The organism is Sphaerotilus sp., assembly GCF_034519685.1.
Taxonomy (GTDB): domain Bacteria; phylum Pseudomonadota; class Gammaproteobacteria; order Burkholderiales; family Burkholderiaceae_C; genus Sphaerotilus.
Map to the genome: position 1 here is coordinate 1 of NZ_JAXHOF010000003.1, position 21873 is coordinate 21873.

At 65.6% G+C, this 21873-nt stretch carries 22 protein-coding genes and 1 pseudogene; 13 read left to right on the plus strand and 10 right to left on the minus strand.

Features of this window, described 5'->3' with window-relative positions; all coding sequences use genetic code 11:
* From U5O44_RS03635 to U5O44_RS03650, 4 genes and pseudogenes are all read left to right on the plus strand, one after another.
* On the plus strand, positions 1 to 252 hold a 252-nt coding region (locus tag U5O44_RS03635; RefSeq protein ID WP_322587114.1), incomplete at its 5' end, for a transposase.
* A complete protein-coding gene (locus U5O44_RS03640) occupies positions 249 to 1118 on the plus strand; it encodes an IS3 family transposase (RefSeq protein ID WP_322587115.1) in 870 nt (289 codons plus the stop codon). The genes U5O44_RS03635 and U5O44_RS03640, both read left to right, overlap by 4 nt.
* 24 nt (positions 1119 to 1142) lie before the next feature.
* Positions 1143 to 2273: pseudogene (locus tag U5O44_RS03645) on the plus strand (ISAzo13 family transposase); the annotation flags it as partial.
* 142 nt (positions 2274 to 2415) lie between these two features.
* Entirely contained in the window at positions 2416 to 3741 is a 1326-nt protein-coding gene (locus U5O44_RS03650) for an IS4 family transposase (RefSeq protein WP_322588457.1), read from the plus strand.
* On the opposite strand, the gene U5O44_RS03655 is transcribed toward U5O44_RS03650, so the two are convergent.
* Together U5O44_RS03655 and U5O44_RS03660 are read right to left on the minus strand one after the other, a co-directional pair.
* Positions 3716 to 4264: a hypothetical protein gene (locus U5O44_RS03655; RefSeq protein WP_322587116.1), complete on the minus strand. Its 549-nt coding sequence runs from the start codon at positions 4262 to 4264 to the stop codon at positions 3716 to 3718. The two genes, U5O44_RS03650 and U5O44_RS03655, sit on opposite strands and share 26 nt — an antisense overlap.
* A 605-nt stretch (positions 4265 to 4869) precedes the next feature.
* The gene (locus U5O44_RS03660) at positions 4870 to 5124 is read right to left on the minus strand and encodes a helix-turn-helix transcriptional regulator (RefSeq protein ID WP_322587117.1); all 255 of its coding nucleotides are present in this window, start codon (positions 5122 to 5124) and stop codon (positions 4870 to 4872) included.
* A gap of 679 nt (positions 5125 to 5803) precedes the next feature.
* Between U5O44_RS03660 and U5O44_RS03665 the strand changes: the two genes are divergently transcribed.
* A protein-coding gene (locus U5O44_RS03665) for an IS5 family transposase (protein WP_322587118.1) occupies positions 5804 to 6608 on the plus strand; the annotation gives its coding sequence in 2 pieces (ribosomal slippage) (positions 5804 to 6138 and positions 6137 to 6608; 807 coding nt in all).
* Here the strand turns inward: U5O44_RS03665 and U5O44_RS03670 are convergent.
* The 5 genes from U5O44_RS03670 to U5O44_RS03690 form a co-directional block, all read right to left on the minus strand.
* Positions 6605 to 7735, minus strand: a complete 1131-nt coding sequence (locus tag U5O44_RS03670) for a DNA cytosine methyltransferase (protein ID WP_322587119.1) — start codon at positions 7733 to 7735, stop codon at positions 6605 to 6607. The two genes, U5O44_RS03665 and U5O44_RS03670, sit on opposite strands and share 4 nt — an antisense overlap.
* A gap of 9 nt (positions 7736 to 7744) precedes the next feature.
* Positions 7745 to 7960 carry a hypothetical protein gene (locus U5O44_RS03675; protein ID WP_322587120.1) on the minus strand — a complete coding sequence of 72 codons (216 nt, stop codon included), beginning with the start codon at positions 7958 to 7960 and terminating at the stop codon, positions 7745 to 7747.
* 254 nt (positions 7961 to 8214) lie between these two features.
* On the minus strand, positions 8215 to 9642 hold the full coding sequence (locus tag U5O44_RS03680; RefSeq protein WP_322588458.1) for an ISNCY family transposase: 1428 nt from the start codon (positions 9640 to 9642) through the stop codon (positions 8215 to 8217).
* Positions 9642 to 10004, minus strand: coding sequence for a DUF6788 family protein (locus tag U5O44_RS03685; protein WP_322587121.1), 363 nt, complete (start codon positions 10002 to 10004; stop codon positions 9642 to 9644). Before U5O44_RS03685 ends, U5O44_RS03680 begins: the two co-directional genes overlap by 1 nt.
* Positions 10005 to 10369: 365 nt before the next feature.
* Positions 10370 to 11175, minus strand: a protein-coding gene (locus U5O44_RS03690) for an IS5 family transposase (protein WP_322587122.1) whose coding sequence is annotated in 2 segments (ribosomal slippage) — positions 10370 to 10845 and positions 10845 to 11175 — 807 coding nt in all. Because the reading frame shifts where the segments join, the coding sequence is not laid out codon by codon here.
* A gap of 32 nt (positions 11176 to 11207) precedes the next feature.
* Here U5O44_RS03690 and U5O44_RS03695 point away from each other — a divergent pair.
* On the plus strand, positions 11208 to 11498 hold the full coding sequence (locus U5O44_RS03695) for a DNA cytosine methyltransferase (protein WP_322587123.1): 291 nt from the start codon (positions 11208 to 11210) through the stop codon (positions 11496 to 11498).
* Between the two features lie 20 nt (positions 11499 to 11518).
* Positions 11519 to 12613: a hypothetical protein gene (locus U5O44_RS03700; protein ID WP_322587124.1), complete on the plus strand. Its 1095-nt coding sequence runs from the start codon at positions 11519 to 11521 to the stop codon at positions 12611 to 12613.
* Positions 12614 to 12646: 33 nt separating this feature from the next.
* On the opposite strand, the gene U5O44_RS03705 is transcribed toward U5O44_RS03700, so the two are convergent.
* Positions 12647 to 13663, minus strand: coding sequence for an AAA family ATPase (locus U5O44_RS03705; protein WP_322587125.1), 1017 nt, complete (start codon positions 13661 to 13663; stop codon positions 12647 to 12649).
* 124 nt (positions 13664 to 13787) lie between these two features.
* On the opposite strand from U5O44_RS03705, the gene U5O44_RS03710 reads away from it, so the two are divergent.
* A protein-coding gene (locus U5O44_RS03710; RefSeq protein ID WP_416222120.1) for an IS3 family transposase occupies positions 13788 to 14944 on the plus strand; the annotation gives its coding sequence in 2 pieces (ribosomal slippage) (positions 13788 to 14070 and positions 14070 to 14944; 1158 coding nt in all).
* A 13-nt stretch (positions 14945 to 14957) separates the two neighbouring features.
* Here the strand turns inward: U5O44_RS03710 and U5O44_RS03715 are convergent.
* Complete coding sequence (locus U5O44_RS03715; RefSeq protein ID WP_322587127.1) at positions 14958 to 16175, minus strand: hypothetical protein; 1218 nt, start codon at positions 16173 to 16175, stop codon at positions 14958 to 14960.
* A 108-nt stretch (positions 16176 to 16283) separates the two neighbouring features.
* On the opposite strand from U5O44_RS03715, the gene U5O44_RS03720 reads away from it, so the two are divergent.
* On the plus strand, positions 16284 to 17609 hold the full coding sequence (locus tag U5O44_RS03720) for an IS4 family transposase (protein ID WP_322588457.1): 1326 nt from the start codon (positions 16284 to 16286) through the stop codon (positions 17607 to 17609).
* Here U5O44_RS03720 and U5O44_RS03725 read toward each other — a convergent pair.
* Complete coding sequence (locus U5O44_RS03725) at positions 17584 to 17979, minus strand: ATP-binding protein (protein WP_322587128.1); 396 nt, start codon at positions 17977 to 17979, stop codon at positions 17584 to 17586. The genes U5O44_RS03720 and U5O44_RS03725 overlap by 26 nt on opposite strands.
* A gap of 311 nt (positions 17980 to 18290) precedes the next feature.
* Between U5O44_RS03725 and U5O44_RS03730 the strand changes: the two genes are divergently transcribed.
* From U5O44_RS03730 to U5O44_RS03745, 4 genes are all read left to right on the plus strand, one after another.
* Positions 18291 to 18788, plus strand: a complete 498-nt coding sequence (locus U5O44_RS03730) for a hypothetical protein (RefSeq protein ID WP_322587129.1) — start codon at positions 18291 to 18293, stop codon at positions 18786 to 18788.
* A gap of 177 nt (positions 18789 to 18965) precedes the next feature.
* Positions 18966 to 19511, plus strand: coding sequence for a lytic transglycosylase domain-containing protein (locus U5O44_RS03735; RefSeq protein ID WP_322587130.1), 546 nt, complete (start codon positions 18966 to 18968; stop codon positions 19509 to 19511).
* 208 nt (positions 19512 to 19719) lie between these two features.
* A complete protein-coding gene (gene tnpC, locus U5O44_RS03740) occupies positions 19720 to 21135 on the plus strand; it encodes an IS66 family transposase (protein ID WP_322586439.1) in 1416 nt (471 codons plus the stop codon).
* Between the two features lie 232 nt (positions 21136 to 21367).
* Positions 21368 to 21841 carry an OmpA family protein gene (locus U5O44_RS03745; protein WP_322587131.1) on the plus strand — a complete coding sequence of 158 codons (474 nt, stop codon included), beginning with the start codon at positions 21368 to 21370 and terminating at the stop codon, positions 21839 to 21841.
* Positions 21842 to 21873 lie beyond the last annotated feature (32 nt).

A 21873-nucleotide genomic window follows, 5' to 3' on the forward strand; every position in this document is an offset into this window, starting at 1 on the left:
ACACCTCAGCTGTCACACCAGGAAGCAGCCCAGAGAGTGGGCATTCCGAAGGGCTCGCTGAGCAACTGGGTGGCGAGCAGCCAGCGCCGGGGAGCGCAGGCGCTGAAGGAGGCCGAGCCTTCGGTGGCGGAACTGAAGGCCGAGGTCAGCCGGCTGCGCCGGGAACTGGCGCGGGTGGAGATGGAGCGCGAAATCGTAAAAAAAGCGGCCGCGTACTTTGCGAGGGAGTCGCTGCAAGGTACGCGGTCATGAAGGAGCTGCAGGCTCGACACGACTATCCGGTGGCGGTGCTGTGCTCGGCGCTGGGGGTCTCGCGCAGCGGGTACTACGCCTGGTGCGAGAGGCCAGCCTCGGCCCGTCAGCGCGACGACGAGCGGCTGAAGGTGGCCATCCGAGGGGTGCATGCGGCCAGCCGCCAGACCTACGGCACGCGCCGGGTGCTGGCGGAGTTGCGGGCGCAGGGCTTCGAGGCCGGGCGGGACCGTGTGGACCGACTGCGCCGCACGATGGCGCTGCGTTGCCGGCAGAAGCGCTGCTTTCGCGTCACCACGGACTCCGAGCACCTGCTGCCCGTGGCCGATAACCTGCTGCTGCAGGACTTCACCGCCAGCGCCCCTGATCGGATCTGGCTCACCGACATCACCTACATCCGCACCGACGAGGGCTGGCTCTACCTGGCCGGACTCAAGGACATGTGTACCCGAGAGATCGTCGGCTATGCGATGGACGAGCGCATGACCCAGCAGCTCTGCCTGCGCGCGCTGGGCCACGCCCATGCCCGGCGCCGACCCCCGCCCGGGCTGATCCACCACTCCGATCGGGGCAGCCAGTATTGCGCTCGCGACTACCGTCACGCACTCGATGCACTGGGCATGCGAGCGTCGATGTCACGTCGCGGCAACTGCTATGACAACGCCCCGATGGAGAGCTTCTGGGGCAGCTTGAAGAACGAACTCGTCCACCACCGGCGCTTTGCCACCCGCGCTCAGGCCATTGCCGAAATCACCGAGTGGATCGAGGTCTTCTACAACCGCCAGCGTCGCCACAGCGCCATCGGCAACCTCCCGCCTGCCGTCTTTGCTCGGCAGTTCTATCAACAACTGCGCTCTGCGCATTAACTTCGACTGTCCACGGTTGACAGGACACCTCAGACACGTCCGACGATCACGGCGGGAATGAAGGAGTTGGGTGACGCCAGACGACTTGTGCCGATAGCGCCGAAGAATCGCGTTCGGCGCGTGGGCGCCGGAAGGCCACGGGCAACGGATAGTGACGCGGGGCTGCGCCCAGCATTGGAGCAACTGGTGGAACCGGCAACACGCGGTCATCCGATGTCGCCGTTGCGTTGGACTTGCAAGAGCGTGCGCACGTTGGCCACCGAGTTGACTCGGCAGGGCCACCCGGTCAGCCATCAGACTGTGAGCGAGGTACTGCAGCGTTCGGGCTACAACCTGCAGGTCAATCGCAAGACGCGCGAAGGGGCTGCACATCCGGACCGCAATGCGCAGTTCGAACACATTGCGCGGCGCGCCAATGAATTTCAACAGCGTGGTCAACCGGTGATCTCGGTGGACACCAAGAAGAAGGAATTGGTATGGGACTTTAAGAATGCGGGGCAAGAGTGGCATCCCTGCGGCCAACCGCCCGCAGTTCGAGTGCACGACTTCAAGGATGACGAACTGGGCAAGGCCATTCCGTATGGCGTCTACGACCTCGGCGCCAATGCCGGGTGGGTCAGTGTCGGGACCGATCACGACACACCTGAGTTTGCGGTCGAATCGATCTATTGCTGGTGGCGCCAGATGGGGCGCAAAACCTATCCCGAAGCCAGCGAGTTGCTCATCACCGCGGATGGCGGGGGCAGCAACGGTTCGCGCACTCGACTGTGGAAACTGGCTCTGCAGCGCCTAGCCGATACCACGGGGCTGAAGATCGTTGTGTGCCACTTCCCGCCCGGCACCAGCAAATGGAACAAGATCGAGCATCGAATGTTTTGCCACATCACCCGCAACTGGCGTGGGCGGCCACTGGAGAGCCTGGAGGTGGTGGTCAACTTGATTGCAAGCACCACCACAACGAAGGGCCTGCGCATACGTGCGGCACTCGATACCGATGCGTACCCGACCGGCATCAAAGTCGACGACGCGGCAATGGCCAACCTGCACCTGACTGCGGACAAATTCCATGGCGATTGGAACTACGCGATCGCGCCCGCCGACCCAGGAGTGATGAGAACTCGGCCTCGCAGGATGCCTAGCAAGTTGACAAAGTAATTTCTTGACGGCTCCTTACTGGCATCCCTTTCAAGGTGAGTCCCCCCAGAGTCGGTAAGCTGCAGGAAGGAAAGGCCAACAGGAGACTGAGATCTGGGAAGCGGTGATTGAGCGGTTCGAGCAGCAGACGCCGGCGAGCGTGATGGCGCGCATGGTTCTGGAGGAGGCGCTGCCGGCGCAGTGGATCGACGAGGTGTTCGAGGCGCACCGCGGGCAGCAGTACGCCAGGACGCTGATGTTCTCGACGGTGGTGGAGTTGATGACACTGGTGACGCTGGGGCTGAGGCCGTCGCTGCACGCGGCGGCCATGCAGAGCCGAAGTTTGCCGGTGTCGCTGGCGGCGCTGTACGGGAAGGTCAGCGGGACGAGGCCGGAGTTGCTCAGGGCGCTGGTGCAGGGCAGCGCGCAGCGGCTGGGGCCGGTGATGGGCAGCCTGGACAGGCCGAGGAGTTTGCCGGGGTGGAGGCTGAGGGTGGTGGACGGCAACCACCTGGGGCGCAGCGAGAAGAGGCTGGGGGTGTTGCGTGGTCGGCGTGGCGCGGCGCTGCCGGGGCACGCGCTGGTGGTGTACGACCCGGACGAGGCGCTGGTGCGGGATCTGGTGGCGTGCGAAGACGCGTACGAGAGCGAGCGGGTGGGGGTGATGCCGCTGGTGGCGGGGGCCGAGCCCGGGGATCTGTGGGTGGCCGACAGCCACTTCTGCACGCGCGCACTGCTGCAGGGCTGGCAGGACGCGGCGGCGAGCTTCATCGTGCGTGAGCATGGGCGCCACCCGAGGGTGGGCGAACGCGGGGCGTGGAGCGAGGCGGTGCGCATGGACACGGGCTGTGTGCGGGAGTGCGCCATCACGCTGCGGGCCGTGCGCGGGCAGGCACAGCCCTGCACGCCGTGGCGCTGCATCGAGATCGAGCTGGACGAGCCCACCGAGTCGGGCCGCACGACACTGAGGCTGTGGAGCAATCTGCCCGCGACGGTGGAGGCGACCACGATCGCTGCGCTGTACCGCAAGCGCTGGCGCATCGAGGGCCTGTTCGGGCGGCTGGAGTCGGTGCTCGACAGCGAGATCAAGACCCTGGGGCACCCGCGCGCGGCGCTGCTCGGGTTCACCGTGGCGGTGCTGGCCTACAACGTCCTGGCGCTGCTGCAGGCGGTGATCGAGCAGGCGCACCGGCCCGCCCTGCCCGAGCTGGAGGTCTCCACCTTCCATCTGGCGCAGCACGTCAAGCAGGGCTTCGAGGGCCTGCTCGTGGCGGTGCCGGCCCAGTGCTGGTCCGATCGGGCCGAGCCTTCGCCCGAACGCCTGGCGCGGCGCCTGCTGGAGCTGGCCATGCACCTGCCGGCCAAGAAGCTCGCCACGGCCAAGCGCGGGCCCAAGGTGGCCGCCTCCAAGGGTTGGGTCGATGGCCGAACTGCCCGATCTCATTTCTCCACCGCTCGACTTCTCAAGGCTTCCGGGCGATCACCTTGAAAGGGATGGGTGTGAGGGCCTGGTCGAGTCGTGTGCATTGAAAGTACAGCGGGCGCGCCTTGCCGGTGATGGCTGCCTCGGCCCGCAGCGCGGACTCACGGCGCACATCGCCACTGGTGTCAAGGTAGTCGCGAACTTCGAGACGTGCGATCTCCAACGGCCGGGCGCCGGTTGAAAACAACACGTAGAACAGCGACAGGTCGTGCCACGGCCGCTGGCTCCGACCCTTGATACGCAGGGCGGCCTGGGCGATTTCTTCGCCCGACACCACCCGCGTTTCACGTGGCCCGAATGGCGCCGGTGGCTCGAATCCTGCCAGCGCCGTGAGGATGGCGTCTCGGTGTTGCCGCAGGCGGCGCACAAAGGCTGCACCTCCCTCGTTCAGGCCCTTGATGCTGCCCGCCTTGCTCAAGTGGATGGCCAGCGTCTTGATCCGCCGCTCGACGGCTGTGCGCGTGACACCGAACTGGGCGGCGACCGTTTCGTAGGTGGCGCCGTCGATGACCGCCTTGAGCATCTCCACGGAATGCGCCGCAGAGTCGGTGCCATGCTCTGGTTCTGGTTCCTCTGCCATGACGCAGTTCCCCTTCCGCAGCGAAGACCGTGGTACGCCTCTATGGTCAAGCTCCCGGCCTCAAGTCGCCAGGCAAAACCGGAGGCAAAGGCGCGGGGTTTCGGCATTGGCCTGACAGCCCACTGGGGCGGTACGCATCGCAGTGCCGGCAACCTGCCATGGGCACCGAAGGCGCGCCCGGGCATCTCATCGGTCGATCCCCTCTGGGTTGCACCAGCAGCACCCATCGGGGAACGTCACGACCGATTCATGCGCGCAGTCCGTTGGGGGCCGGCATTCCCAGTCCCGGGTGGCTGGCGCCACCCCAAGACTCTTGCTGCCGACTCACCGCGCAGGCTTGTGGCATTTCCGTCGTGCCTCGCAGTGTTCGAGGCCAGCCGGAACAGACCAAACCCGGACGCCGAATGCCGCATCGATGCCGGCACTCGTCAAAACCATATCTGTCTCGTCATTCTGGCGCGGCGGGAGCGGCGTCGACGTGACACCTCGTAAGCGTCTGCTTCATGGGCATCCGACGGGACCGTGCCGCACCCACGCACACAGCAGTCCCACCATCACGACGACAGCGTCTGTCGTGCGATCCAGCTTCGGATGTCCTCGGCTCTCCAAACGGTGACCCGCGCGGAAAGCTTCAGCGGCTGCGGGAAGGTCCGCGCCTCGATGCGTCGCCACAAGGTGGACTTCGAGAACGGCACGAATACGAGCACCTGTGGTTGTCGCAAGAAGCCGGTGTCAGGAAGTACAGGGGCCGGAAGTGATGGCGGACAGGCCGCCGCGGTGACGGCGAAAGTGGATGTCGATTTGGGCATGATCTGGCCTTGCGGCGGCTGGCGCCAGTGAAGGACATGACCTGCTCTTTCGCGGCTGCGTGGGTCAGGGAAACGCGGGCCGCCAGGAACGCCGAACAGAACAACACCACCGTGGGCGTTCCGGGCGCACGGTGTCAGGAGAGGCAAGCGGGTGGGCCAGACCGCAAGGCGGCTTTAGTCCACATCCGGGGATCAAAGGGAAGTGTTCAGCTCCAGCCCGCAGATCAGCACAAGGGTGCGTGGTTGGCAGGGACGGGGCGATGCAAGGCAGGTATCGACTGCGACGCCGTCGCTGGGCGACAGGCTTGCGTGCGGGGCGCACAGATCGCAAGCCATGCGACCCGCTGATACCTTACCGGGCGGCCTGGGCTCTCTCAAGTCCTTCTGAACAGATCGCGTCAAAAGCACCCGGCGCCGTATGCTGTTGTTGGTGGCATCCACCGAGGTGCGGTCCGAGCGAGTTCGCGCGTGCCGCGCAGCCGACTCTTGGTTCGCCTTCGACACGAGTCCCTGTCCTAGTCCTAGTCCTCGGGGGGTGAGTCACCAGACTCGCAAAGCGGCAATACGGTCATCGCGGCGGGCCTTGTGAGCCACGTCTCCTCGGCCGCGACGCGACCATGCTTAGAGCGGCTAACAAAACCAAACACCCGTCACGTCAGATCCGAGCGATGCTGAGGGGATGAAACAGCAAGAAATCAGTGCGGAGTTGTGGGAACACATCCGCCCGCTGCTGCCAGAGCCCAAGCCCGCCAGTCCTCGCGGAGGGCGCCCCCGTATTGCCGACGAACTCGCGCTCAACGGCATCGTGTACGTCCTGCGAACGGGCATCCCATGGGAAGAGCTGCCTCAAGCGCTGGGCTGGGGCAGCGGCATGACGTGCTGGCGACGACTCCAGCAGTGGCACGAGGCGGGTGTGTGGCACGGGCTGCACATGCTGCTGCTGGAGCATCTCAGGCGCAACGACGCGCTCGACTACAGCCGCATGTGCATCGATGGCTCCAGCGTGGCCAGCCCCCGGGGGGCCGCACACTGGGCCGAACCCGACCGACAGGGGCAAACTCGGCTCCAAGCGCCATGTGCTGACTGACGCCAACGGCACGCCGGTGATGTTCTGCGTCACGGGCGCGAACCGGCATGACTCGGTGGTGTTCGAGGAGATGATCGATGCGCTGCCAGCGATCAAGGGCAAGCCCGGCAGGCCCCGGCGCTGGCCCGACAAGCTCCATGCGGACAAGGCCTACGACTGCAAACGCTGTCGCCAGCATCTCAGGCGGCGGGGCATCCGGGTGCGCATCGCCCGCAAGGGCATCGAGAGCAAGGAGCGTCTGGGCCGTCACCGCTGGGTGGTCGAGCGCACGCATGCGTGGCTGGCGGCCTTCGGCAAGCTCCGGGTGCGCTTCGAGCGCAGCATCACCACCCATGTGGCTCTTTTGTCCCTGGCCTGTTCCATCATCTGTCTGCGGACTCTGCGCAGGTTGTGTTAGCCGCTCTTAGTGTTCAGCGTCCAGGCCCAGACGCCGGGGTGAAGACGGCGGTAGGCGTAGAAGTGCTTGCGCGAGAGCTTGCCGGTGCCGTTGTCCTGACCCCAACGGTGGCCGGTGATGTAGCGTTCGGTCAAGGCTTCGCGCAGGTCGCGGTAGTTGCCGCCGGGCGGTATGCCGAGCAGCCGTAGCTTGGTATCAGGATTGAGGCGCGGCACCTGCACGTTGGCGAGGGCGTTGCCCGCTCCCTCTCGCATGAGGCGCTGATACGCGCTCTTCGCGGCAGGAAGGTCAGCATAGGCAATCACGTCGTCGCGGTTGCCGACCGGCAACTCAAGCAGGTCGCCAAGGGCGTCCGCCGCAGTGACAACCGATGCATCGTCGGCATTGGCGAGGGCCTCGCCGGTGCGCAGGCTGCGAATATGCTCCTGGACCACAATCTGATAACGCGGCCGGCGAGGCCCTTTGAAGCGAGCGAGCGTGACGGCCTGGGTCGCATCGGTGCCCAAGAGTTCGAAGGGGCGCAGGCCGCTGTTGCGGCGGACACCGATGAACAGAAGCCGCTTGCGCGTCTGCGGTACGCCGAAATCGGCGGCATCCGCTACCTGCGGCAGCACGTCGTATTCGCCGTCGAGGGAGAGGTCGGCAGCGATCTGCTCGCGAACGCCCATCTGATCCATGCCCGTCACGTTCTCGACTACGAAAGCCGGAGGCAGGGTCTGCCTGAGAACATCCAGGAATTCGCGGTAGAGCGCGTTTCGCGGGTCTTCGGCCAAGCGCGTGTGGTTGCGGACCTGCGAGAAGGCCTGGCATGGCGGACCGCCTATCAGCACGCTGGCGCTGCGCGAGCATTCGAGAATCCGCTCCTTGATGGCCGGGGAGCGGATGTCGCCGGTGATGGCCTTCGCGCCAGGGAAGTTGGTGGCATAGGTCGCCATGGCGTCGGGATCGTTGTCGGAGCCCGCCGCGATGACAAAGCCCGCCTGACGGAACCCCTCCGACAGGCCGCCCGCACCGCAAAAGAGATCGACCACGGTCAGAGGCGTAGACGCAATGGCTTTAAGCTTGGATGTCCTCCTGGTCGTGCCTTTGCCGGTCTGGGTATCCAGCAGCTCTCTTCTTTGTGCCATGTCGGCCCCTCAGGTCGGCGACGCGTGAAGGCCGGTCGGTGGACGGGCTTCTTCCTCGCGGCGCTCTGAAAACAAGTCACCTTGGCCGCCCTGATACCGGGCGACATAGGCCTGCATGAAGTCACGCAGCACGTCGGAAGCCTGCTTGTTCTCCGCCTGACATGCGGCAGCAAACGCAGAGCGCAGGTTTTTTTCGACACGTATGCGGATGCCAGCGTCCTTCACAGCAGGGAGTGTACCCCGTGGATACACGCCGTGTATCCACGCACGCCGTGCATCGACGACTTTGCCTGCGACCTACGCCGGTATGGCAGGGGCGCGAAGTGCGAAGTGCCTGCTGCGCAGTGTCGTGCGCAGGTAGCTCGCCAGGTGAGCTAGCTACTTTGCGGCGCAGAATTCACTGGACGAGTTGAGCGGCTAACGCACGACGCGCGGGTCAAAATCGCGTCGCGTCGCGAGGATCACGTCGGGCGCCTTGCTCAGTTTGCGGCGGTCATTTCCGCGTCGGCGGTGTTCATGGCCTGCCCGATGTTGATCAGGTTGTCGGCGATCACCCCCAGCCCGACCCAGCGCCTCATGCCGTCCTCGCCCTTGTATCGACAGCGGTTGAGCCCGTGCCGACGCTTGAGCAGGCTGATCCGTCCTTCGCAACCGGTGCGCCAGCGCTGAGCTTCGCGGAACCACCGTTTGCGCTCGAGCAGTCGACGCTGCGGACTCTTGCTGCTGCGGTTGGGCATCGAGATGCGCTTGACGCCGAGTTCGCGTGCAGCTGCCTCGTTGGCGGCCGAGAAGAAACCCGCGTCGGTCGTTATCAGCTTGGGCGCGTAGCCGAACTGCTGCTTGTGAAGCTCGAGCGCCGGGACCACCAGATCGGAGTCGGCCGGACGCCGGTCGTAAACCTCGTAGTGGGTCACGATCTGCTGCTCGACCTCCTGGATCTTGACCATCTTGCCGAACTCGGTGGGCTTGCCGGCTTTGCCTTTGCGGATGATCTCGGTATGCGGCTCGAACAGGCTGACGATCTTGCCCGGCGAGTGGGTGTTGCCGTGGTTGATGCGCAGGCGCGTCTGGCGCATCACCTGCTGCACCAGCGGCAGCATCGTCTCGATGTAGGCGCGATGACCCTCCAGCGTCATCTGTTGCAGCAGATCGACCGAGCGCTTACAGCCCGAGGCCACTTCCTGGGAGAAGCGCTTGGCTTGTCCGGCGACTCGGCCGCTGATTGCCAATAGCCTGCGGTAGCACTGCTGCAGACGCTGCTTGCCCTGGTCGCTGCGACTGCGTGCGGCCCGTCCGATCTGGATCAGGCATCGCTGGGTGCTGCGCGAGCGGTCGCGCAGCACGGCGCCCACGGCGCCGGCGAGTTTGGTGATCTTCTTCATCGTGCGCGTCAACACGCGCACGCCGTCGCCCAGCAACGAAGCATCGGTCGGGTAGTGGATGTTGGTCTCGACCACGGTCGTGTCGACTCTCATGCGACGGCCCTCCACGATCCCGCACTCGCGGCTGATGGTCACCACCCGTTGGTGCAGCCGCTCGACCACCGCTGGCCCCAGTGCCAGGCCGATCCTGCCCAGCGTCTTTGCATCGGGCACCTTGCCGGCGCCCACGTGCGTGAACTGCCGATAGACCAGGTTGGCACGCACCTCGCGCTCGAGCGCGCCGTAACTCCAGTTGCGCACATGCTTGAGCACCAGCAGCCGCAGCACCACATCAGCAGGTGTGCCGCGCCGCCCGCGGGTGCGACTGTGCGTCCAGCGTCGCGCCAGCGCATCGAACACCAACTCGACAAGCTGCTCGTCGGCCAGCAGTTCATCGACATGCCGCATCCAGCCTTCCCAGAGCGCGGCGACATCTTCGGCGATCGGGCCGCCACCCGATGGGAAGGGGCAGCGGCTGCGTTCGATCACCGGGTGCTCTTGGCTCGCGCTTTGGCGCGGCGAGCCTTGGCCCGCTGCTTATCGCGGTCGAGCGAACGCAGGAAGCGCTCGCGGTTGGCACTGGCCAACTCGGTGCCGATCTGCTGGAAGCGCACCCACGCCTGATGCAAATCGCGCAGCGCCGGTGCGTGATCGGGCGGGACGTAGACCGAATGCGCCTTGCCTTCGGCGCTGAACTTCAGGTACAGGTGTGGACCGTGGCGGCGCTGCGGATCCCAGGCACAGGCGCAGCTCGGGTCGCCGCACTGGCGCGTGACCTCCGACAGCGAGCCCTGGATCATCGTCAGCGCTGCCTCCCCAAGCTCGGCAAGTAATTCATCCTTACCCATTGCAAAGGTTAAGGTACTCCTGTGCCATCGGATTGTCAAGTGGATCAGCTACAAGATGGGAGGCAAACGAAGAGTCGTGGCCGGGGTCACGAGCCGGTACGTTCGCGCAGCAAACCGCTCAGCGCGAGGAGCCCCGCGAGGCGAGGATCGCCGATTTTTGCGCCGTAAAGTAGCTAGGCGATCACTCGGCGACGTTCAAAAGGTTTTCACACGGCCTCGGCCGTCAGGAGGTCGCCACGGCCGTCCGCTGTCCGGCGAACCGATGTAGTTGCAACTGGCGGCGACGCATCTAGCAACCAGTGGCCGCGGCTGAAGCCGTGAGTGATTCGGAAAACACGATCACCGCAGGGGTTCTTTAAGAGCGGCTAACACAACCTGCGCAGAGTCCGCAGACAGATGATGGAACAGGCCAGGGACAAAAGAGCCACATGGGTGGTGATGCTGCGCTCGAAGCGCACCCGGAGCTTGCCGAAGGCCGCCAGCCACGCATGCGTGCGCTCGACCACCCAGCGGTGACGGCCCAGACGCTCCTTGCTCTCGATGCCCTTGCGGGCGATGCGCACCCGGATGCCCCGCCGCCTGAGATGCTGGCGACAGCGTTTGCAGTCGTAGGCCTTGTCCGCATGGAGCTTGTCGGGCCAGCGCCGGGGCCTGCCGGGCTTGCCCTTGATCGCTGGCAGCGCATCGATCATCTCCTCGAACACCACCGAGTCATGCCGGTTCGCGCCCGTGACGCAGAACATCACCGGCGTGCCGTTGGCGTCAGTCAGCACATGGCGCTTGGAGCCGAGTTTGCCCCTGTCGGTCGGGTTCGGCCCAGTGTGCGGCCCCCCCGGGGGCTGGCCACGCTGGAGCCATCGATGCACATGCGGCTGTAGTCGAGCGCGTCGTTGCGCCTGAGATGCTCCAGCAGCAGCATGTGCAGCCCGTGCCACACACCCGCCTCGTGCCACTGCTGGAGTCGTCGCCAGCACGTCATGCCGCTGCCCCAGCCCAGCGCTTGAGGCAGCTCTTCCCATGGGATGCCCGTTCGCAGGACGTACACGATGCCGTTGAGCGCGAGTTCGTCGGCAATACGGGGGCGCCCTCCGCGAGGACTGGCGGGCTTGGGCTCTGGCAGCAGCGGGCGGATGTGTTCCCACAACTCCGCACTGATTTCTTGCTGTTTCATCCCCTCAGCATCGCTCGGATCTGACGTGACGGGTGTTTGGTTTTGTTAGCCGCTCTAAAGCCGATTCCGTCTACCACTACGCCGTGCCGCGCGCCCTGTCGGTCCGCGAATTTGCCCGGCTGCAATCGTTCCCCGACCGCTTCGTTTTCACGACGGACCCAACACGGGGAATGATCGATGGTCGCCACGATGGAGGCCCTGCGCATTCGCGCTACCGCCAAGTCGGCAATGCCGTTCCCCCTCTGCTCGCTCGAGCCCTGGCCATCGATTTGATGGCGCAGTTGCGCGCCGTCCGGCAAGCCCAAGAACAGCGCTACGCTTGAGGATCGGCGAAGGGCGACGAGTGACCGTAGAAAAGACCACCAACGACGAAGCGGCTGCAGTCAAATCGGCCTTCGGGGCGGAAAACCGGGCCCAGCTCATCGACGAGTATTTCACGCAGCAGAACGAAGACGAGATCGTTCCTCCGCGCGCATGGGCGCATGTCTACCGCCTCCTGCTTTGGGCCGATCAGACGACGGGCCTCGGCCATTGCTACGAGAGCGACAAGAGCCAGCCCGGCAAACGCTGGTATGCCCGTTCCCTGGCCTTCCATGACTGGCTATCGACTGCGCTCGGCACCACACCCGCCGATCTCGCAAAGCACATCGACTGGCTGTTCTTGCGCGCCGCTGAAGACCTGGCGGCCTATGTTCTGCGCCAGGCCAAGCAGGTCGCGGCCAAGGCCGAAGCGCAGCGCGGCCCCTACGCTGGACGCGGCTTCCCCCGGCCCGGTGAAGATCCCGAACTCGTTGCCATCTTCAAGGACGAATTGAGCCCGCATCTCGGCTCGGAACCCTCGCAGGAAGGATGGGACCGTCTTGTGCAGCGCGTTCGGCAATACCTCGCCCTCGACAACAAGCGCAAAAACCTCGTCGGCGAAGGCTTCGAGGATGTCATCGCGCAGGTGCTGAAACGCACTTGCCGCCGCGATGACATCCAAATCCATACGCGCCGGGCGCTTCATGATCTGCCCGGCTTCAACCGTGCGCGGGCCGGCGACAAGCCCAACAAGGTCGATGTCGCCGTCATCCGGCCCGAAGCGCGCACCCTCGTCACCGCGAAGTGGAGCGTCCGGGCCGATCGCGAAAAGCAGTTCATTACCGACTTCACCGACTACGTCAACGCCGAGTCAGATCGCAAGCCGTTCGAGTACGTCTTCGTGACGAACGAATTTGACCCGGCACGGCTCATGCGCGCCTGCGAACAACTGGTCGGCAACGGCCTGATGTTCAAGCACGTCGTTCACATCAGCACGGACGCCATCAAGGCGACCTACGCCCGCGCAGCGGACGGAAAGGACGATTCCGCATCGATCCGCCGCGTCTTGCAGCATATCGACGAAGGCCGGCTGATCGGCATCGACAAGTGGATCGCCGGCATCAGCGCAAGCGCGTAGGCAGCCGTCGTAGCTATCGGAAAACCCAGCACACTACCTCCTGCGTTTATTGATCGCGTCGATCCAGCCTTCGAGTTGCTCGATGTCCGCTTTCAGCACGTCCGGCCTAGGCACCGGCGCTCTCGCCGCCGCTGCCTCGTCGTGCCCCGGCAGCCAGCGCGAGCACTTGGTCATCGCTGAGTCGAGCGTCCGACAATCCTCTTCCGCAATATCCGCGAGCATCAGCACTTGCTGCGTCTGAACGCCGGGCCGGTAGCGCTCGACAACCTTTCCAAGCAGCACCTCTTCCAGCGCCCGCTCCCAGCCTTCCCGCAGCAAGCCGTACAGGTATTGCGCATCTTTTTCGTAGAGAGTCTGGTGGCCCTCACGGTGCAGCTTGTCGGCGGATTGCCACTGGCTTTTCAGATACCCAAGCTTCTTTTTGACCGGCATCGCGACCCAGGGCAGTTCCTCGGCAATCACGCCGGCACCGGCCCCAAGCTGTCGGACGTGCTGATCCAGAGGCTCAAGCTGCGCGTCCTTGGCGTATTGCTTGAGCAGCAGCAGAAACACGACGTCATGCGTGAAGACGATGACCTGCCGCTGCTTCGCTTCTTCCACGAGCCGGCGCGCAACGCTCTCGCGCCACTTGTAGTCGAGTGACGAAACCGGATCGTCGAACACGATGCCGGATCGCTCGTCGGCCGTGCTGAGTTCCGCAAAAAAAGCGGCGATCGACAAACAACGCTGCTCGCCTTCGCTGACGACCTTCGGCAGGTCCACGCCGGGGGGGCGCGCGAGGACGAGCTTGTGATACAGGATGCCCTCGGCGCCGCCGACTTCTTTCAGCTCCACCTCGACATGGCGAAACTCAAGCGCTCGGAGTTCCTCCTGGAAGCTGGCCTTCAGCCGCTGCGTAACAACCGCCTTCGTGACGGCGCTGCTCTTCTGCGTAATCGCCGTCGTCTTCGTGTCGTTCAGACAAAGCTCATACGCCGCGACCCGCTTCTTGCGCTCAATTTCCTTGAGCACCTGCGCCTGCTTCGCCGCGAGGAGTTTTCGCGCGCGCAACTCCTGCGCTTCCGCAAGTAACGTCTTCTTCTTTTCCCCGCCCGTATCGCCGGAGAGCGTCTTGTGTCGTGGTCCAATTTAAACGGACACCTCGATAGGGGATTTTTGACCCGAAGAGGAAAACATGACAGACATGAGCAAACAACCGCGAAGAAAGTTCGACCCGGCCTTCAAGCTGCAGGTGGTGCGGATGATTCGAGAACAGAACGTGAGCCTGAGCCAGGTGTGCCGGGACATGGACCTGGTGGACAGCGCGGTGCGACGCTGGGTAGAACAGTACGACGCGGAGCAGGCGGGTGGGCCAGGGCAGGGCAAGCCGTTGACGTGCGACCAGCAGCGCATACGCGAGTTGGAGGCCGAGAACCGTCGCCTCAAGGAGGACGTCACGCTGTTAAAAAAAGCGTCTGCCTTCTTTGCCCGGGAACTGCGGTGACCTACGAGGTGATCAAGCAGGCGGCGAAGAAGGCCGAGGTGAGCAGGCTGTGCGCACTGCTGGAGGTCAGCCGCTCGGGGTTCTACGCCTGGCGGGTGCGTACCGGTCGAGCCGAGGCCGTGTGCGCCACCGGTGTGCGGCTGAAGGCGGCGTTCGAGGCCAGCGGGCGCTGCTATGGCAGCCGCCGGCTCACGGCCGCGCTGCGTTCGCAGGGTGTCGAGGTCGGCCGCCACCGGGTGCGCACGCTCATGAGGCGCCACGCCCTGCAGGCCCGCTGGCGGCGCAAGTTCGTCCACACCACTGACAGTCGGCACGATCTGGCCGTGGCCGACAACGTGCTCGACCGGCAGTTCCAGCCCACCGCCCCCGACCGGGCCTGGGTGTGCGACATCACCTACATCCGCACCCGCAGCGGCTGGCTTTACCTGGCCGCCGTGCTCGACCTGTACTCGCGCAAGATCGTCGGCTGGGCCTGCGCGCCGAGCATGCCTGCCGAGTTGGTCTGCTCGGCCCTGCACATGGCCCTGAGCGTGCGCCGGCCTCCGCCCGGGCTCATCGTCCACTCTGACCGCGGCAGCCAGTACGCCAGCCTCGTCCACCGGGCCATGCTCCAGCAACACGGCATCGTTTGCAGCATGAGTCGCCGGGCAAACTGCTGGGACAACGCCGTCATGGAGCGCTTCTTCCTCAGCCTCAAGACCGAACGTGTCTGGCAGCGTGACTATGCCAACCACGCCGAGGCGGCCTCCGACATCGCCGACTACATCGTGCGCTTCTACAACCCTGTGCGCCTGCACTCCACCCTGGGCTATCTCTCCCCGGCTGACTTCGAGCGCCAGTCCGCCTGAACCCGCTTTTTACCTATCGGACTGTCCGAAAAAACTTGACCACGACATTGATCCGTTCGTCCATCTGGACTGCCGCTGCCGTCACCTGCGCCTGGATCGTCACGAAGGCTTGTAAATCGCCCGGCAAGGGCGCTCCCCGCTCCAGCGCAGCGGCGATTGCCTTACGTCGCGCCTCCAGAGACACGGTTGCGGCATCCACCGCCCCCGCCAGGTCGTCGTGCTCGATCCGCAACTCCTTGATGAATTCCGTTGTTGCGTCGGTGATCACCTGAAGCTCTAGAAGCTCACGGCGCTTGCCATCAAACACCGACGAACGTTCGGCCAGTTCCTTTTCCGTCGTCGACACGACAAACGCCTCGAACTGAGTCAGGCGATGGCCAGCGTCGTGGTCGATGCCCTGCTGACACAACAGGCAGCGCGCTCCCTCGTCCACCGCAGGGAACGGCTGACCCGGATAGGCCTGTCCCTCCGAGAGCGTGCGGGCAGCGCGCCACATCGCCTTCCATGCGTCCGATCCGGTGCCCGCAAGCAAGGTGTCGGGAATCGTTGCGCCGCGCAGGCGTTCCGCTTCCTCTTGCTTGCGCAGCCATTCCGTTCTGGCGGCGAAGACTTCATCCACCCCCACATCGGACAGCAATGCTTCGACGCTGCCCAGGTGCTGCGCCAGTGATCGCGTTCGAGTGGCCTGCAGCCGCAACTGGCGCAGCAGCTTCTCGGGATCGTTTGCTTGCAGATCAAGCAGAGACCTCTCTACCAGCTCGAGCCGGGCGCCTTCCTCCTCGGAAAGCGTCGCCAACTTGCTGACCGACTCGTGCTTGGTGAGCGATGTCAGTCCCTTGAGTAGCCGGGCGACCGCCGTCGTCTCCGGCACCTCTTGGGGCAGGGTGCCAAGCAGGCTTGCAGCAAGCGCGCGCTGCTCGGCTTCCAGTCGTACGCGAATCGACTTGCTGGCCTGCACGAGTTTGTCGAACAGGTCGAGGCCGAACGGTCGGAAGGCAACGTCCGTCTTCTCCGTCAGGTAGACCGACGCGCTCTGCGTATCGAACACGCTGACGCGCGCGATGAAATCGTCATCTCCCTCCCCGGCCCATTCGCGTACGTCCGCGACCGATTCAACCTTGTACTTGATCGCCACTGCAGGCTTTAGCGGCGCCGATCCCGCGATAACGTTACCGAGAATGCGCTCCTGGCCGCGAGCGCGGCATGCACTTTTCAGAATCATCCCTTTCAAGGTGAGTCCCCCCAGAGTCGGTAAGCTGCAGGAAGGAAAGGCCAACAGGAGACTGAGATCTGGGAAGCGGTGATTGAGCGGTTCGAGCAGCAGACGCCGGCGAGCGTGATGGCGCGCATGGTTCTGGAGGAGGCGCTGCCGGCGCAGTGGATCGACGAGGTGTTCGAGGCGCACCGCGGGCAGCAGTACGCCAGGACGCTGATGTTCTCGACGGTGGTGGAGTTGATGACACTGGTGACGCTGGGGCTGAGGCCGTCGCTGCACGCGGCGGCCATGCAGAGCCGAAGTTTGCCGGTGTCGCTGGCGGCGCTGTACGGGAAGGTCAGCGGGACGAGGCCGGAGTTGCTCAGGGCGCTGGTGCAGGGCAGCGCGCAGCGGCTGGGGCCGGTGATGGGCAGCCTGGACAGGCCGAGGAGTTTGCCGGGGTGGAGGCTGAGGGTGGTGGACGGCAACCACCTGGGGCGCAGCGAGAAGAGGCTGGGGGTGTTGCGTGGTCGGCGTGGCGCGGCGCTGCCGGGGCACGCGCTGGTGGTGTACGACCCGGACGAGGCGCTGGTGCGGGATCTGGTGGCGTGCGAAGACGCGTACGAGAGCGAGCGGGTGGGGGTGATGCCGCTGGTGGCGGGGGCCGAGCCCGGGGATCTGTGGGTGGCCGACAGCCACTTCTGCACGCGCGCACTGCTGCAGGGCTGGCAGGACGCGGCGGCGAGCTTCATCGTGCGTGAGCATGGGCGCCACCCGAGGGTGGGCGAACGCGGGGCGTGGAGCGAGGCGGTGCGCATGGACACGGGCTGTGTGCGGGAGTGCGCCATCACGCTGCGGGCCGTGCGCGGGCAGGCACAGCCCTGCACGCCGTGGCGCTGCATCGAGATCGAGCTGGACGAGCCCACCGAGTCGGGCCGCACGACACTGAGGCTGTGGAGCAATCTGCCCGCGACGGTGGAGGCGACCACGATCGCTGCGCTGTACCGCAAGCGCTGGCGCATCGAGGGCCTGTTCGGGCGGCTGGAGTCGGTGCTCGACAGCGAGATCAAGACCCTGGGGCACCCGCGCGCGGCGCTGCTCGGGTTCACCGTGGCGGTGCTGGCCTACAACGTCCTGGCGCTGCTGCAGGCGGTGATCGAGCAGGCGCACCGGCCCGCCCTGCCCGAGCTGGAGGTCTCCACCTTCCATCTGGCGCAGCACGTCAAGCAGGGCTTCGAGGGCCTGCTCGTGGCGGTGCCGGCCCAGTGCTGGTCCGATCGGGCCGAGCCTTCGCCCGAACGCCTGGCGCGGCGCCTGCTGGAGCTGGCCATGCACCTGCCGGCCAAGAAGCTCGCCACGGCCAAGCGCGGGCCCAAGGTGGCCGCCTCCAAGGGTTGGGTCGATGGCCGAACTGCCCGATCTCATTTCTCCACCGCTCGACTTCTCAAGGCTTCCGGGCGATCACCTTGAAAGGGATGCTTTTCAGAATGCGTATGTAGCCGGTCTTGCCGGCGCCGTTGTCTCCGTAGACAAGGGTCAGCTTCGGCCCGAACTTGAGCGACTGCGACTCGGCCAGCGCGTTCACGCCCCGGTGATGAAAGATGGATTCGAGTGCGACCGCGCCTTGTGCCGTGCCGGCGGTTGGCAAGTGGCCCTCCTCCAGCGGCGCGCTGTCTCGCGGCTCGGCGAGGCCCTGCGCGCTCTTGCAGATTTCGGTGAGTTCGGCGATGTCGTCTGTCGTCAGCTCCCCCTGAATCACCAGCCGTCGCAGCGCGTCCCGCTGCCAAGCAGGCCGGTCCTTCGACCATCCGAGAATTTCCTGAAGCACCGTCACATTCACCGCCTTCGCTTTCGTCGTGCCCAGCAGTATCCGTCCGCTGGCTTCAGTACAACTTCTAGGGACGATTCCCACAGGGTAGGACCGTCATTGACCGGCAGGGCGGACTGCTGTTACTCCTCAGAGCAACTTCAGCAGCTCTCGGAGGGCGAGTTACGTTTAACCGCAGACGACAACGCCAATGGCGACACACTGCGATCTCGAAATCCCCCTCACAAACCGCGCATTCCCAAGCGACGCACGTCGGGCAGCGCCCTACCCTTCGGTCACACGCTCAGAAGAGCAGCCAACAGCACCGAACCGAGGTCAACGCCATGCTCGTCGCAACGCCTTCGACTCTCCAGCACGCACCGACATCGGCACTGCCCGAGGCCGACCTGCCCGATACCATCGAAACCCGTCTCTGGCTTCAGGAACACGACTGGCTCTACGACTTGCTCAAGTCGGATCGCAACGTCGCACCGAGCTTCCGTTTCCCTGACCTCATCAGTGCCTGTGTCTCGGTTGTCTTCGCCAGCGACGACGCCTCGCCGCGCATCTTCGCGTTCCTCGGCACGGAACTGGTGTTCAGGCCATCGACCACCGCGCGCCGCCGCGAGTCCATGTGGCGTTCGCAGTACGAATTGCTGCTCGCGCTACAGCGCTCACCCGCGAACCGTCATCCCAATCCCAAGTTCCAACTCGACCAGTTGACGACGGCATGCGTGGCACTGAGCCGCCATGCTGACGCGTCAGGTGACGCGGTTCTTCGGCAAGCCCGGATGAACATGGCGCAAAGGGCCATGCACCGGAGAGCCGTCCCGTCGAACTGATCTGGTAACTCAAGCCGACTTTTCGCCCGATCTGCCTACCCACCCGCTCTTACCCCGCCATGGCCGTGCGGCCAAGGCTCACCCGAACCCGACCTCGTCCAGCTTTGCTGGTCCGTACTTCGTCGCGCCGCTTCGCATCACGCCTGGCGCGCGCATCGGTCAACTTCGAGGTGAGTCATGCGGCTGGGTTTCCTTCTTGGATGGATCGTTCTGCTGGTGGTGCCGACACGCGCTTTCGCGTGTTGGGAAGAAGCAGGCCAGCGCTACGGCGTGTCGCCGCAGATCCTCTACGCCATCGGCCGCGTCGAATCGAGGCTCAATCCGCAGGCGGTCAACCTCACGCACCGCCAGCGCACCGGCACCTACGACATCGGGTTGATGCAGATCAACAGCTCGAACCTGCCAGCGCTGGCGCGCCACGGCATCACCGAGCGCGATCTCTACAACCCGTGCACCAACATCCATGTCGGTGCCTGGCTGCTGGCACAGACCTTCGCCCGCAACGGTGTGACTTGGGACGGGGTCGGCGCCTACAACGCAGCCTGCACGCAACTCAAGGGCTCCGCTTGCCAGAGCGCTCGGAGCCGGTATGCATGGCAGGTGTATCGGCAACTGCCGGCATCGCCGGCGCGTTCCAGCACGTCGTCAACATCGGCGCTCGTCGCGACGCCGCGCAACGGTGAAGCGCAGCCATTCATCCTCGCCGCGCGGGTGTCGCCATGAGGTCCTTGCGCTCGCTCAGGACGTTCTGGGTGACGACGTTGCCTTGCCTGCTGGGCGTGACCGCCTGCAGCCTGTTTGATGCGCGGCCCATTGAGCCGACAGCGCAACCGATGTCCGCAGTACGTATTCAGCCCCCCGGCATTGACAACATCGTCAAGCCGGTGAAGTCCGGGTAGCGCGCGGAGCGAGCGAGGCGGAGAGTGCTGGGATGGACCAACCCGAAGCCCCTGGCCGTGAGGCCACCGCAGTGCCGAACAAGCCCGAGACGCTGGAGCAATGCCACGCGGTGATCGAGCAGATGGGGCAGGAGCTGGCGAAGCTGCGCGAGCAGGTCAGTGCGCTGCTGGACAAGAAGCTGAACTCACGCAACTCGTCGAAGCCGCCATCGTCGGACGGGCCGGGGGACAGCGGCAACCGGGCACAACGCCGGACCAGCGGCCGGGTGCGGGGCGCGCAGCCTGGGCACAAGGGCACGTACCGGGCGCTGCTGGCGGAGTCCGAGGTGGACGTGATCCACGACTGCCCGCCGCCTGCGGCATGCGAGTGTGGCGGTCCGGTGGCGGCGGGGCGGCCGATACGGCACCAGGTGTTCGACGTGCCGGCACAGGTGAAGGCCGAGGTGCAGGAGTACCGGCTGTACCACGGGGTGTGCGGGCACTGCCGCAAGACACACGCATCGGTGTTGCCGGCGGGGGTGCCGCGCGGACAGATCGGGCCGAGGGCGCTGGCCCTGGTGGGGCTGCTGGGCACGGCGTACCACCTGACGCAGCCCAAGATCCGGGATCTGCTGGCGCAGGTGCTGGGGGTGCGGTTCAGCGTGGGGGCGATCTCGCAGGCGCACGGGCTGGTGGCGCAGGCGTTGAAGGAGCCGGTGCAGGCGGCGGTGAAGACGCTGGCCGCAGCGCCGGTGGTGCATGTGGACGAGACCAGCTACGCGCGAGAAGGCGCGGGGCGGCACTGGGTGTGGACGGTGACGCAGCCCAAGCTGGTGGTGTACCAGCTCTGGTCTTCGCGGGCGCGCTACGTGGCCAAGGAGATGCTGGGCGAGAGCCCGAAGGCCAAGCTGGTCACGGACCGCTATGCGGTGTACGACTGGGTGGACGCCGCGCAGCGGCAGGTGTGCTGGGCGCACCTGCTGCGGGACTTCACGCGCATCAGTCAACGTGCGGGGCAGGCCGGACGGATCGGGCGCCGACTGCTGGGGCTGGGCTATGTGCTGTTCCGGCGCTGGCACCGCAAGGACCAGCAGGTCGCCGCGCAGATGGCGCAGGTGCAGCACCACGTGCGCCGGGCGCTGGAGCGCGGCATCGCCGGCGCCTGCCAGCGCACCGCACTGACCTGCGCCAACGTGCTCAAGCTCTGGCCGGCGCTGTGGACGTTCGTGAGCGACGCGGCCGTGCCGCCGACCAACAACGCCGCCGAGCAGGCGCTGCGCACCATCGTGCTCAAGCGCAAGATCTCGGGGCTGACGAGATCACGCCGGGGCGAGGAGTTCATCGCCCGGGGCTACACGGTGGTGGAGAGCTGCAAGCGCCAGGGCCGTGATGCGCTGGCGTATCTGCGTCAGGCGATGCAGGCGCACTTCACCGGTGGTCTGGCGCCCTCGCTGGTGCCCTCGGGCTGAGTGCGTGGCCGCAGGCTCGGTCCTGCGGTCCTTCAGGTCATCTTCGAACTCGCGCTGCGTCCTTCTCGACGCGGCGTGCCCAGGGCTTTGCGGGTGTCAATACCGGGGGGCTGAATACGTACTGTCCGCAGGGGCGACGCCGACTCGACACATCACCCAGCTGGATTTCGGCAGCGGCGCGCGCTACGCCAGTTGCACCGAGCCGGCATGCCCTTCAACCACGCCAAAGACCTTGGCAATCGTTTCGGTCGCCGCCTTGCCAGTGGCTGTAGCCGCGCAGGCGCCGGCGCCTGCGCCCGTGATGACTTCGGTGGCGGAGCGGGCGCCAGTCACGGCGGTCGCCGGCTCGGTCCGCAAACCAACGGTGCTCGCCCTGACTTTCGCGAGCGACAGCGCCACTCTGACGCCGTCCCACAAGGCACAGCTTGCATCCCTCCTGCCGGCCATCAGCCATTCCGAGCGCGTGCTCATCCTCGGTCGCACCGATGACGTTGGCACTGGTGGCGCCAACGAGGCGATAGCGCTCGCCCGCGCCACTGCCGTTCGCGATCACCTGCGCCGCATCGCCCGGACGCTGCCCCAAGACATACGCATCGATGCGCGTGGCCTGTGCTGCTACGCAGCGCCCAACAACACCCCCGAAGGCCGAGCGCAAAACCGCCGCGTCGAAGTCGTGTTGACCTCTCCCAACGAGGTGAGGCCATGACGCACCTTTTTCTCGCCCGGCACGTCGGTCTC

What these genes read in the sequence shown, in the direction of transcription:
- U5O44_RS03640 (WP_322587115.1), top strand. Translation starts at nt 249, where the DNA reads ATGAAGGAGCTGCAGGCTCGACACGACTATCCGGTGGCGGTGCTGTGC.
- U5O44_RS03650 (WP_322588457.1), top strand. Translation starts at nt 2,416, where the DNA reads ATGGCGCGCATGGTTCTGGAGGAGGCGCTGCCGGCGCAGTGGATCGAC.
- U5O44_RS03660 (WP_322587117.1), bottom strand. Translation starts at nt 5,124, where the DNA reads ATGCCCAAATCGACATCCACTTTCGCCGTCACCGCGGCGGCCTGTCCG.
- U5O44_RS03670 (WP_322587119.1), bottom strand. Translation starts at nt 7,735, where the DNA reads ATGGCACAAAGAAGAGAGCTGCTGGATACCCAGACCGGCAAAGGCACG.
- U5O44_RS03685 (WP_322587121.1), bottom strand. Translation starts at nt 10,004, where the DNA reads ATGGGTAAGGATGAATTACTTGCCGAGCTTGGGGAGGCAGCGCTGACG.
- U5O44_RS03720 (WP_322588457.1), top strand. Translation starts at nt 16,284, where the DNA reads ATGGCGCGCATGGTTCTGGAGGAGGCGCTGCCGGCGCAGTGGATCGAC.
- U5O44_RS03730 (WP_322587129.1), top strand. Translation starts at nt 18,291, where the DNA reads ATGCTCGTCGCAACGCCTTCGACTCTCCAGCACGCACCGACATCGGCA.
- U5O44_RS03735 (WP_322587130.1), top strand. Translation starts at nt 18,966, where the DNA reads ATGCGGCTGGGTTTCCTTCTTGGATGGATCGTTCTGCTGGTGGTGCCG.
- tnpC (WP_322586439.1), top strand. Translation starts at nt 19,720, where the DNA reads ATGGACCAACCCGAAGCCCCTGGCCGTGAGGCCACCGCAGTGCCGAAC.